Annotated in this window: 11 protein-coding genes and 1 pseudogene; 8 read left to right on the top strand and 4 right to left on the bottom strand. The window is 45.1% G+C overall.

All coding sequences use genetic code 11. The features are described from left to right. Positions 1-58: 58 nt before the first annotated feature. From gyrB to dnaA, 4 genes are all read right to left on the bottom strand, one after another. On the bottom strand, positions 59-2476 hold the full coding sequence (gene gyrB / locus AB4496_RS06025) for a DNA topoisomerase (ATP-hydrolyzing) subunit B (RefSeq protein WP_009848139.1): 2418 nt from the start codon (positions 2474-2476) through the stop codon (positions 59-61). 17 nt (positions 2477-2493) lie between these two features. Next, entirely contained in the window at positions 2494-3573 is a 1080-nt protein-coding gene (gene recF, locus AB4496_RS06020; protein WP_017103129.1) for a DNA replication/repair protein RecF, read from the bottom strand. Positions 3574-3647: 74 nt separating this feature from the next. Beyond that, positions 3648-4748 carry a DNA polymerase III subunit beta gene (gene dnaN, locus AB4496_RS06015; RefSeq protein WP_009848137.1) on the bottom strand — a complete coding sequence of 367 codons (1101 nt, stop codon included), beginning with the start codon at positions 4746-4748 and terminating at the stop codon, positions 3648-3650. Positions 4749-4829: 81 nt separating this feature from the next. Beyond that, the gene (gene dnaA, locus AB4496_RS06010) at positions 4830-6251 is read right to left on the bottom strand and encodes a chromosomal replication initiator protein DnaA (RefSeq protein WP_009848136.1); all 1422 of its coding nucleotides are present in this window, start codon (positions 6249-6251) and stop codon (positions 4830-4832) included. Between the two features lie 309 nt (positions 6252-6560). Between dnaA and AB4496_RS06005 the strand changes: the two genes are divergently transcribed. The 8 genes and pseudogenes from AB4496_RS06005 to trmE all read left to right on the top strand — a co-directional run. Beyond that, complete coding sequence (locus AB4496_RS06005; protein ID WP_009848135.1) at positions 6561-7310, top strand: amino acid ABC transporter substrate-binding protein; 750 nt, start codon at positions 6561-6563, stop codon at positions 7308-7310. Positions 7311-7444: 134 nt separating this feature from the next. Continuing rightward, positions 7445-8116 (top strand): amino acid ABC transporter permease, encoded by a 672-nt coding sequence (locus AB4496_RS06000; protein ID WP_009848134.1) that lies wholly within the window; start codon positions 7445-7447, stop codon positions 8114-8116. Further along, positions 8113-8850, top strand: coding sequence for an amino acid ABC transporter ATP-binding protein (locus tag AB4496_RS05995; RefSeq protein ID WP_009848133.1), 738 nt, complete (start codon positions 8113-8115; stop codon positions 8848-8850). The genes AB4496_RS06000 and AB4496_RS05995 overlap by 4 nt, the downstream gene beginning before the upstream one ends. A 206-nt stretch (positions 8851-9056) precedes the next feature. Next, positions 9057-9191, top strand: coding sequence for a 50S ribosomal protein L34 (rpmH, locus tag AB4496_RS05990; protein ID WP_004735800.1), 135 nt, complete (start codon positions 9057-9059; stop codon positions 9189-9191). 45 nt (positions 9192-9236) lie between these two features. Then, a complete protein-coding gene (gene rnpA / locus AB4496_RS05985; RefSeq protein ID WP_029223763.1) occupies positions 9237-9560 on the top strand; it encodes a ribonuclease P protein component in 324 nt (107 codons plus the stop codon). Beyond that, on the top strand, positions 9527-9784 hold the full coding sequence (gene yidD / locus AB4496_RS05980; RefSeq protein WP_004735802.1) for a membrane protein insertion efficiency factor YidD: 258 nt from the start codon (positions 9527-9529) through the stop codon (positions 9782-9784). The genes rnpA and yidD overlap by 34 nt, the downstream gene beginning before the upstream one ends. A gap of 2 nt (positions 9785-9786) precedes the next feature. Continuing rightward, positions 9787-11406: a membrane protein insertase YidC gene (yidC, locus tag AB4496_RS05975; RefSeq protein WP_009848131.1), complete on the top strand. Its 1620-nt coding sequence runs from the start codon at positions 9787-9789 to the stop codon at positions 11404-11406. Positions 11407-11535: 129 nt separating this feature from the next. Further along, positions 11536-11727, top strand: a pseudogene (gene trmE / locus AB4496_RS05970) (tRNA uridine-5-carboxymethylaminomethyl(34) synthesis GTPase MnmE); the annotation flags it as partial.

The raw sequence follows: 11727 nt of genomic DNA, 5'->3' as shown, positions 1-11727 counted from the left end.
AATGTATGTGAGCACCTCTGACACAGAAATTAAGCGAAAGAGCGAAGTATCAAAGATACTAAACGTCTAGATTTGCTACTTTAAGTGCGTTTTCTTCGATGAAGTTACGACGCGGTTCTACTTGGTCGCCCATCAATGTTGTAAACAACAGATCAGCACCAACAGCATCTTCAATCGTTACTTGCATCATACGACGAGTTTCAGGATCCATTGTCGTTTCCCAAAGTTGATCAGGGTTCATCTCACCTAGACCTTTGTATCGTTGTAGGCTTAGGCCACGACGAGACTCTTTCACTAACCAGTTCAGAGCTTCAACGAAACTAGACACTTCTTGAGTACGCTCGCCACGCTTAATGTAAGCACCTTCTTCAATCAGGCCATCAAGTGCTTCAGAAAGATCCGCTAGCTTGCCAAACTCTTTCGAGTTAATCAGATCAATGCTCAGCACGTGCTCATGAGTTACACCATGAGTACGAACCACAATCTTAGGAACGCTTAAACCTAGCTCTTCGTGCTTTTCAACTTCAAGGCTGTATTGGCTTGCACCCGCTTCTTTACCGTTTAGCTGCTCTACTAGCTGCTTACCCCAAGCTTCAACCACCGCATCATCATGACACTGCTCAGCGGTTAGGCGAGGAACGTAAATCAGTTCGTGAACCAATGCGCGTGGGTAGCGGCGGCTCATACGATCAACGAGCTTGATGCCTGCATTGTATTGCTGAACAAGCTTCTCTAAGCCTTCACCGGCAAACGCAGGTGCTTCAGGATTTACGTGCAGTTCTGCATTGTCTAAAGCCAAAGATACTTGATACTGGTTCATCGCATCTTCATCTTTGATGTACTGCTCTTGCTTACCCTTCTTCACTTTGTAAAGTGGCGGTTGAGCAATGTAGATGTAACCACGTTCAATCAGCTCAGGCATTTGACGGTAGAAGAACGTCAGTAGCAGTGTACGGATGTGAGAACCATCGACATCGGCATCGGTCATGATGATGATGTTGTGGTAACGCAGTTTATCTGGGTTGTATTCATCACGGCCAATACCACAACCAAGGGCTGTGATTAGCGTTGCGACTTCTTGAGAAGACAGCATTTTATCGAAACGCGCTTTCTCTACGTTAAGGATTTTACCTTTAAGCGGTAGGATTGCTTGGTTCTTACGGTTACGCCCCTGCTTGGCTGATCCGCCAGCAGAGTCTCCTTCCACAATATATAGTTCAGACTGTGCAGGATCTTTTTCCTGACAGTCAGCTAGTTTACCTGGAAGGCCCGCTAAATCTAATGCGCCTTTACGACGAGTCATCTCACGAGCTTTACGCGCTGCATCACGAGCACGCGCTGCATCGATAATTTTAGAACAAACGATTTTCGCTTCACCTGGGTTCTCAATTAGGAACTCAGATAGCTTCTCACCCATCGTAGACTCAACGGCAGACTTCACTTCTGAAGAAACCAGCTTGTCTTTAGTTTGGCTTGAGAACTTAGGATCTGGCACTTTCACCGAAACAATCGCCGTCAAACCTTCACGAGCATCATCACCTGATGTTGAAGTCTTCGCTTTCTTCGAGAAGCCTTCTTTGTCCATGAAGCTGTTCAAAGTACGTGTTAGCGCAGCACGGAAACCCGCTAAGTGAGCACCACCATCGCGTTGAGGGATGTTGTTGGTGAAACAGTAGATATTTTCTTGGTAACCATCGTTCCACTGCATTGCAACTTCAACGGTAATGCCGTCATCACGCTCTGAATCAAAGTGGAAAATCTTTTGGATGATTGGTGTTTTGTTGGTATTAAGGTGTTCAACAAACGCTTGGATACCGCCTTCGTATTCGAAGTGATCCATTTTGTCTTCTTCACGCTTATCAATTAGCTTAATTGATACACCTGAGTTCAAGAATGATAGCTCACGTAGACGCTTAGCTAAAATGTCGTAATGGAACTCGATGTTAGTGAAGGTTTCTTCACTCGGCCAGAAACGAATCTCTGTACCGGTTTTATCCGTGTCACCGATAACCGCTAGTGGCGCTTGAGGCTCACCGTGGCTGTAGGTTTGAGTGTGGATTTTGCCACCGCGGTGGATAGTAAGAGTAACTTGCTTAGAAAGTGCGTTAACTACTGAAACACCAACACCGTGTAGACCACCAGATACCTTGTACGAGTTATCATCGAACTTACCACCAGCGTGAAGAACCGTCATGATTACTTCTGCTGCTGATACTTTTTCTTCTGGGTGCAATTCTGTTGGAATACCACGGCCGTCATCGCTTACAGACACTGAGCTATCTTCATGAATAGTTACAATGATGTCATTACAGTGACCAGCTAGCGCTTCATCAATAGAGTTATCTACCACCTCAAAAACCATGTGGTGCAGACCGGTACCATCATCCGTGTCGCCAATGTACATTCCAGGACGCTTACGTACCGCATCCAGACCCTTCAGTACTTTAATACTCGATGAATCGTAATTATCTGACATAGTTACTCTCTGACTAATTATCCTTGCTCTATTTTGCCATGTTCCACATGAAACATCCTGCTATTTTCGTCATGCATATCTGCAATCTGATCAGCGGTAATAGAGCTTACAAAAACTTGAGCCTGGGTCGCCTTTAAACACTCAGCAAGACGTGCTCGGCGTTGGCTATCTAATTCGGAAGCGAAGTCATCTATCAAATAGATGCACTGCTTACCTGTCATTTGAGTGAGGTGTTGCCCTTGTGCTACTCGCAGCGCGCACACCATCAACTTCAATTGACCTCGTGACAAGACATCTTCCACTGGAGTGCCGTTCACTTTTATCTTCAGATCCGCTTTGTTTGGCCCACTAAAGGTGTAACCAAGCTGCTGATCCCTTTCAAAATTCTTTTCTAAAATCTCGGCGTATGGAGTGTCTTTGTCCCAACCACGATAATAGTTAATCTTTATCTCAAACTCAGGAAGGAAGGTCGCACAGATTTCTTCGGCGACTTCTTTAAGCTGTTCAACGTAAGTGGCACGCCACTGGCTGATACTTTCCGCTAAACGGGCCAATTCTTGGTCCCAATAGCTCAGTTCTCGATAGTGTGTTGCCGTTTTCAATAAGGCGTTTCGCTGCTTATTGAGGCGCTTTACCCTGCCCCATGCATCATAAAAGCCGGACTCACTGTGGAAGACTCCCCAATCAATAAATGCGCGGCGATGCTTAGGTCCATCGGTTAGTAAATCAAACCCTTCCGGGTGAATCAACTGCAAAGGTAAAACCTGAGCTAACTGAGCCAATTTTTGCCCAGTTTGACCGCTTATTTTAACCTCTGTTGTGCCATCGCGCTGCTTATTAATGCCAATTGGCAGCTCAAATTGATCCGAGGTCATAAAACGGCCATGTACAAACAGCTCACTGCACTCGTTTTGTATGATACGGCCGGTGAGTGAACTCTTAAATGAGCGACCATGTCCAAGCAGATATACCGCTTCAAGGACACTGGTTTTTCCGCTCCCGTTAGCCCCTATAAGAAAGTTAAAGCCTGATGACGGTTGAATGTCACAGGCTTCTATATTTCTAAACTGCTTAACGATTAAGCGCGATAAAGGCATAACGTCTTCATATTAATCTTCAATCACGACTCGATAGGTAAACGTTGTTGATCAGTAAACATCACAAACAACGCTTATAAGCGAATAGGCATAACAACGTACATCGCGCTGTCGTCTTGTGCGTTCTCGATAAGAGCACTCGCATTGGCGTCTGACATTGAGATGCGAACTTGCTCACAACGTAGTGTGTTCAGAACATCCAACACGTAGCTTACGTTGAAACCAATCTCTAGTGCATCACCATCAAAGGTTACGTCTAGCACTTCTTCCGCTTCTTCTTGCTCTGGGTTGTTCGCGGTAATACGCATCTCGCTATCTACAAGATTAACGCGAACACCACGGAATTTTTCATTCGACAGAATCGCAGCACGAGAAAATGCTGAACGTAATTCATCACAACCAGCTTCAAGTGTCTTGGTAGTATTTTGCGGCATTACGCGGCGATAATCAGGGAAACGACCATCAACCAGCTTAGAAGTGAAGACATAGTTGTTCACTTCAGCACGCACATTAGAGTTACCAATCTGCAGCGTTACCGGTTGCTCTGGTGCATCCAGTAGCTTCACTAGCTCTTGCACACCCTTACGAGGAACAATGATCTGCTTCTGAGCAAAATCGGCACCCAGTTGTGCTTGAGATACCGCCATACGGTGACCATCAGTCGCGACACTTCGTAGGATTGAACCTTCAATCTCAAACAACATACCGTTGAGGTAGTAACGAACATCTTGGTTCGCCATTGAGAATTGGGTTTTCTCGATAAGACCACGTAGCTCAGCTTGTGTCACTGACACTTCAACTTCACTGCTCCAGTCTTCAATGTTTGGAAAATCTGCCGCAGGTAATGTTGCTAATGAGAAGCGGCTACGACCAGAACGAACCTGAATACGGTCGCCATCCAATACCACAGTGATCACTGAGCTGTCTGGCAAGCCACGACAGATATCTAGGAATTTACGTGAAGGTACAGTAATGCTGCCCGCTTCGAAATCACCTTCAAGCGTTACACGGCTGATCAGTTCAACTTCTAGATCCGTTGCTGTCATCGACAACACGTTATCTTCTACTTTAATCAGTAGATTTCCTAGAATTGGAAGCGTTGGCCTGCCACCGAGTGCGCCAGATACTTGTTGTAATGGCTTAATCAGGTGACTACGTTCAATGGTAAATTTCATATCTTGCTCTTACGGTCTAAATGGCACTGCGTAATAGTACGTGGCCAAGATTCTGCTTATTAAGGTTAAGAATACTGTGTATTAAGAAGAAAGGGTACGAATCAAGTTCGAATAATCTTCTTTAATGTCGTGGCTCTCTTCACGCAACTGAGCAATCTTACGACAAGCATGCAGTACGGTCGTGTGGTCACGGCCACCGAATGCATCGCCAATCTCAGGCAAGCTGTGGTTAGTTAACTCTTTAGCCAGTGCCATCGCCAGTTGGCGTGGACGAGCAACAGAACGAGAACGACGTTTAGATAATAGATCAGCAACTTTGATTTTGTAGTATTCAGCGACTGTCTTTTGAATGTTATCAATGGTGACGAGTTTTTCTTGCAGGGCAAGCAAGTCACGCAGTGCTTCACGCACGAAATCGATCGTGATCGGACGGCCAGTGAAGTTTGCATTCGCAATAACACGGTTCAATGCGCCTTCAAGCTCACGAACGTTAGAGCGTAAACGCTTAGCAATAAAGAATGCCACTTCATCCGCAAGGTGAATTTGGTGGTCTTCGGCTTTCTTCATTAAGATCGCAACACGAGTCTCAAGCTCAGGAGGCTCAATCGCTACCGTCAAACCCCAGCCGAAGCGAGATTTAAGACGATCCTCTACCCCGTTGATCTCTTTTGGATAACGGTCAGAGGTTAGGATGATCTGTTGGTTGCCTTCAAGCAGCGCATTAAAGGTATGGAAGAACTCTTCTTGAGAGCGCTCTTTATTCGCGAAAAATTGGATATCATCGATAAGCAAAGCATCAACACTACGGTAGTAGCGCTTAAATTCTTCAATCGCGTTATTTTGTAACGCCTTCACCATATCCTGAACAAAACGCTCAGAATGCATGTAAACCACTTTCGCATTCGGCTTATTATCAACAATGGCATTACCCACCGCATGCAACAAGTGTGTCTTACCTAAACCGGTGCCACCGTATAAAAACAACGGGTTATAAGCTGTTCCTGGATTATCAGAAACCTGACGTGCCGCCGCCAAACCCAATTGGTTTGATTTACCCTCAACAAAGTTATTGAACTTATGTTTTGGGTTTACGTTTGAACGGTGGTTAAGATCAACCGCTACAGGCTCTTCATCACGCCAGATATTATGAACAGGCTTACGAGCTTGTAACTGCGCAGGTGCTGACGATTCAGCGGCCACATCAGCGGCTGTACGGGTACGAGCTGGGGCGATAGTCTCAGATTTTGGAGCAGTAACTCGTTTGTTCCCAATTTCAAAATGAAGATGCGGGATATCATTACCACAATATTCTTGTAGCAAACGGTTAATGCTATTTAGGTACTTATCGCGCACCCAATCGAGTACAAATCGGTTTGGTGCAAATAGAGTTAGAGTATTACCATTGAGCTCCGCTTGTAACGGACGTACCCACATACTGAATTCTGTAGCTGGTAACTCTTCTTGAAGCTGTTGCAAGCATTGCAACCAAAGCGAAGATGACACGGTGCCCCACTCTATTTAAGTTATATGAAATGACCGTTAATTTTACCTGTTGATAAGTCAGATCACCAGCAATTGATCACAGATCCAGTGAATAAGATCCAAGTTATTCACAATAATTTTGTAAATAATCGGTGGATCCACACATCTTGCCCCTAATTTACTCACACAATGATCCACTTATGCCCGGATCCTTGCTAGTTATCCCCAAATCGAGAATGCGATCTGGTTATGGTTAATAACATCTGGTTATTTATTCTATTGAGCATTTTCCCAGTAACATCCAACCCTATAAATATAAGGAGTTACCAAATGAATAACTGGATTAAGGCTGCAATTGCGGCTATCGCACTCTCTGCTGCTACTGTTCAAGCCGCGACTGAAGTTAAAGTCGGCATGTCTGGTCGCTACTTCCCGTTTACGTTCGTTAAACAAGACCAACTACAAGGTTTTGAAGTGGATTTATGGGATGAGATCGGTAAGCGTAACGATTACAAGGTTGAATACGTAACGGCAAACTTCTCTGGTCTTTTTGGTCTTCTTGAAACGGGTCGTATCGATACCATTTCAAACCAAATTACAATGACGGATGCACGTAAAGCGAAATACCTATTCGCAGACCCATACGTAGTAGACGGTGCACAAATTACCGTTCGTAAAGGTAATGACAGCATTAAGGGTATCGAAGACCTTGATGGCAAGACGGTTGCGGTAAACCTAGGTTCAAACTTTGAACAACTGCTTCGCAGCTACGATAAAGATGGCAAGATCAATGTGAAGACCTACGATACAGGTATTGAGCATGATGTCGCTCTTGGTCGTGCCGATGCATTCGTAATGGATCGCCTATCAGCACTAGAGCTTATCAAGAAGACGGGTCTACCATTACAGCTAGCGGGTCAGCCATTCGAAACCATTGAAAACGCTTGGCCTTTCGTGGACAACGACAACGGTAAAAAACTGCAAGCAGAAGTAAACGAAGCATTAGCAGCAATGCGCGCAGATGGTACGCTAGAAAGTATCTCTCAGAAATGGTTTGGTGCGGACATTACTCAGAAGTAATCACTCACTATCTCCATTCGAGGCCCACTGCTTTACACGGCGGTGGGCTTTTTGCTTTTGTGCACTGATTAAAAGCCTGATAGAACAGTATTTCCAAATAGAACAACACTTCCAATACTAATACGAGATAGATTATGGGATTTGACTTTAATTACATGCTAGAGCTGTTGCCAATACTACTGAAGTATTTAGGCACCACGATGGAGATGGCGACTTGGGGCTTGTTCTTTGCTCTGATCCTGTCTCTGATACTGGCGAATATTCGTGTATTCAAAATCCCAGTACTCGACCAACTGAGCCAGCTGTACATTAGCTTCTTTCGAGGCACACCACTGTTGGTACAGCTTTTCCTCCTTTATTACGGCTTACCACAAGTATTCCCGTGGATGGTTGGGTTGGATGCTTTCAGCGCCGCTGTAATTGGCTTAACCCTGCACTTTGCCGCGTATATGGCAGAAAGTATTCGTGCCGCGATTATCGGTATTGATCGTAGCCAGATGGAAGCCAGCCTCTCAGTCGGTATGACAACCAGTCAAGCGATGCGCCGAGTGATCTTGCCGCAAGCAACCCGCGTAGCACTGCCTTCTTTAATGAACTATTTCATCGACATGATCAAGTCGACTTCACTTGCATTCACCTTAGGTGTAGCCGAAATCATGGCTAAAGCTCAGATGGAAGCTTCTTCAAGTTTCCGCTTCTTCGAGGCTTTCTTAGCAGTCGCGCTGATTTACTGGGGCGTAGTGGTTATCCTCACTCGTATTCAAATTTGGGCCGAAGTGAAACTGAATAAGGCGTATGTACGATGATCAAATTACAAAATATCCACAAGCAGTTTGGTGACACCGAAGTTTTGAAAGGGATCGACCTAGAAATCAAACAAGGTGAGATAATTGTCATCATAGGTTCAAGTGGTACGGGTAAGTCTACCCTGCTGCGTTGTGTGAATTTTCTAGAGCAAGCCGATCAAGGTATTATTTCGATTGATGATATTAAGGTTGATGCTCAGAAACACACCAAAGCAGAGGTGCTTGCACTGCGTCGTAAGACTGGTTTTGTATTCCAAAACTATGCACTATTTGCTCACCAAACCGCGAGACAGAATATAGCTGAAGGTTTGATTACCGTTCGTGGTTGGAAAAAGAAGCAAGCCCATGAAAAAGCACAACAAATACTCGACGACATTGGCTTAGGAGAGAAAGCTGATAGCTACCCAGCCGCGCTCTCTGGTGGCCAGCAGCAACGGGTTGGTATTGGCCGTGCAATGGCTCTACAACCAGAGCTTTTACTGTTTGATGAGCCGACTTCAGCGCTTGATCCTGAATGGGTTGGCGAAGTGCTTAACCTAATGAAAAAACTAGCAAATCAGCATCAAACCATGCTGGTGGTTACTCACGAAATGCAGTTCGCTAGAGAGGTCGCAGACCGAGTGATCTTCATGGCTGATGGCCACATTGTCGAACAGGGATCTCCACAGGATATTTTTGGTAATCCACAGGATCCTAAATTAAAGAAATTCTTAAATAAGGTCGGGATCGAATAAGGATCCTTGTGATTTTAGTTATTCTACGTATAATCCCCCGACCGGAATTTTAGTTAACCCAATCATTGACACTTTTTGTGACAGTGATTACAATTCCGCCTCTTTGTTGAGAGGCGTCGGTTTTCCTTTCTTATATAAAGAAGAGAAAAAATGCCCACGCCGGGTTTAACAAAAACCTAAAACTACTGATCAGTAAGGTAATTACAATGAAACGCACTTTTCAACCTACAGTTCTAAAGCGTAAGCGTACACACGGTTTCCGTGCTCGCATGGCTACTAAGAACGGTCGCGCAACAATCAATGCACGTCGTGCAAAAGGCCGTAAGCGTCTTTCTAAGTAATCTTTGATTATTTTGAATAAGCTAGCCTTCGGTCGGGAGTTACGCTTGTTAACTCCCGAACATTATCAGAATGTCTTCAAGCAAGCTCATCGAGCAGGCTCCCCTCATTTCACCATCATTGCCCGAAATAACTCTCTTTCAAATCCTCGCCTTGGATTAGCCGTTCCGAAAAAGCAGATTAAAACCGCCGTGGGTCGTAATCGATTCAAGCGTCTTACTCGTGAAAGCTTTCGTAACACTCAACACAAACTTCCTAACAAAGATTATGTTGTAATCGCTAAGAAGAGCGCGCAAGATTTAAGCAATGAAGAAATGTTCAAGCTACTCGACAAATTATGGCTTCGCCTGTCTCGCCCTTCGCGTGGATAGCGCTAATACCCATCTATTTTTATAGATGGTTTATTAGTCCACTCATCGGCCCACGCTGCCGATTTACTCCAACCTGCTCTTTATATGCGATAGAAGCGTTGAAAGCTCACGGTTTTGTAAAAGGGTGTTGGTTATCAGGCAAACGTCTATTAAAATGCCATCCTTTGAACGAAGGGGGCTTTGACCCCGTTCCACCAGTCCAAAAACAAGACAGAGATAAATAACGATGGATTCTCAACGTAATATCCTGTTAATCGCATTGGCTTTGGTTTCTTTCCTACTGTTCCAACAATGGAACGTAGCTCAGAACCCAGCTCCACAAGCGGTTGAGCAGGCACAATCTGGCAGCACCCTACCAGCGCCATCTTATGCAGATGATCTAGACCCAGCTCCTGGTCAAGTTGCTTCTGCTAAAACTATCACAGTAACAACTGATGTTCTGACTCTGTCAATTGATACGGTTGGTGGTGATGTCGTTACAGCAAACCTAAACGATTACTCTGCTGAGTTCGATTCTGAAGATACTTTTGTTCTTCTTAAAAACGAGCCTGGTCACCAATTTATCGCTCAAAGCGGTCTAGTGGGTCCTCAAGGTATCGATTTAAGCAGCACTAACCGCCCTAGCTACACGGTTTCAGCAGACAGCTTCACGTTGGCTGAAGGTCAAGATGAACTACGCATCCCAATGACTTACCAAGCGAACGGCCTGGATTACACAAAAACATTCGTCCTTAAGCGCGGCAGCTACGCGATTGACGTTGAATACGATGTAGTCAACAACTCTGGCAATAACGCAACATTCGGCATGTACGCTCACCTACGTCAAAACGTTATGGATGACGGTGGTAGCCTAACAATGCCAACTTACCGTGGTGGTGCTTACTCTACGGAAGATACGCGTTACAAAAAATACAGCTTCGACGACATGCAAGATCGCAACCTTTCTCTTAACCTAGCAAACGGTCAAGGTTGGGCAGCGATGATTCAACACTACTTTGCAAGTGCTTGGATTCCACGCGACGAAGCAGGCAGCAACCTTTACACTCGTGTAATTGGTAACCTTGGCGACATCGGTGTTCGCATGCCGAACAAAACCATCGCTACTGGCGACGAAGCAAGCTTCAAAGCAACGCTTTGGGTTGGTCCTAAACTTCAAGACCAAATGGCTGCTGTTGCACCAAACCTAGACCTAGTAGTTGACTACGGTTGGTTATGGTTCATTGCTAAACCACTTCATACTCTGCTTTCATTTATTCAAGGCATCGTTGTGAACTGGGGTCTGGCAATCATCTGTCTAACTTTCATCGTTCGTGGTGCTATGTACCCACTAACGAAAGCTCAGTACACGTCTATGGCGAAAATGCGCATGCTTCAGCCTAAGCTGACTGCAATGCGTGAGCGTATTGGCGACGACCGTCAACGCATGAGTCAAGAAATGATGGAGCTTTACAAGAAAGAGAAAGTAAACCCACTAGGTGGCTGTTTACCTATCCTTCTTCAAATGCCTATCTTCATTTCACTATACTGGGCACTAATGGAGTCTGTTGAACTGCGTCACTCACCGTTCTTCGGTTGGATTACTGACCTTTCAGCACAAGACCCATACTACATCTTGCCACTTCTGATGGGTGCTTCAATGTTCCTAATCCAGAAGATGAGCCCGACAACTGTAACGGATCCAATGCAGCAGAAGATCATGACCTTTATGCCGGTTATGTTCACGTTCTTCTTCCTGTTCTTCCCTTCAGGTCTGGTTCTTTACTGGCTAGTATCGAACATCGTAACTCTAATTCAGCAAACGCTTATCTACCGCGCGCTGGAAAAGAAAGGCTTACACTCTAAGTAAGTTCGATAACAGAAAGAGATAAAAGAAAGGCGACCAAAAGGTCGCCTTTTTGTTTTGAGCTGATTACAATTCAGCTAATTGATTAATCGTGAACGCCCCTTTGGCCTTCACATGCTAGCAGGCACAACTATGACTACAGATACGATTGTTGCTCAAGCGACTGCGCCAGGACGTGGTGGCGTCGGTATTATCCGCGTTTCAGGCCCACAAGCCGCTCAAGTCGCGCTTGAAGTAACAGGCAAAGTACTAAAACCGCGCTATGCCGAGTACCTGCCTTTTAAATCTCACAATGGCACCGAACTCGACCAAGGTATTGCACTT

The organism is Vibrio sp. 10N.222.46.A1 (assembly GCF_041473595.1).
Classification (GTDB): domain Bacteria; phylum Pseudomonadota; class Gammaproteobacteria; order Enterobacterales; family Vibrionaceae; genus Vibrio; species Vibrio tasmaniensis_A.
The sequence above is the reverse complement of the archived record's forward strand: the minus strand, read 5'-3'. Positions and strand labels throughout refer to the sequence as shown.

Excerpts from the sequence above, each read along its gene's own strand:
- yidC (WP_009848131.1), top strand. The coding sequence starts at position 9,787 with ATGGATTCTCAACGTAATATCCTGTTAATCGCATTGGCTTTGGTTTCT.
- AB4496_RS06005 (WP_009848135.1), top strand. The coding sequence starts at position 6,561 with ATGAATAACTGGATTAAGGCTGCAATTGCGGCTATCGCACTCTCTGCT.
- dnaN (WP_009848137.1), bottom strand. The coding sequence starts at position 4,748 with ATGAAATTTACCATTGAACGTAGTCACCTGATTAAGCCATTACAACAA.
- gyrB (WP_009848139.1), bottom strand. The coding sequence starts at position 2,476 with ATGTCAGATAATTACGATTCATCGAGTATTAAAGTACTGAAGGGTCTG.
- AB4496_RS06000 (WP_009848134.1), top strand. The coding sequence starts at position 7,445 with ATGGGATTTGACTTTAATTACATGCTAGAGCTGTTGCCAATACTACTG.
- AB4496_RS05995 (WP_009848133.1), top strand. The coding sequence starts at position 8,113 with ATGATCAAATTACAAAATATCCACAAGCAGTTTGGTGACACCGAAGTT.
- yidD (WP_004735802.1), top strand. The coding sequence starts at position 9,527 with ATGGCTTCGCCTGTCTCGCCCTTCGCGTGGATAGCGCTAATACCCATC.
- recF (WP_017103129.1), bottom strand. The coding sequence starts at position 3,573 with ATGCCTTTATCGCGCTTAATCGTTAAGCAGTTTAGAAATATAGAAGCC.
- rpmH (WP_004735800.1), top strand. The coding sequence starts at position 9,057 with ATGAAACGCACTTTTCAACCTACAGTTCTAAAGCGTAAGCGTACACAC.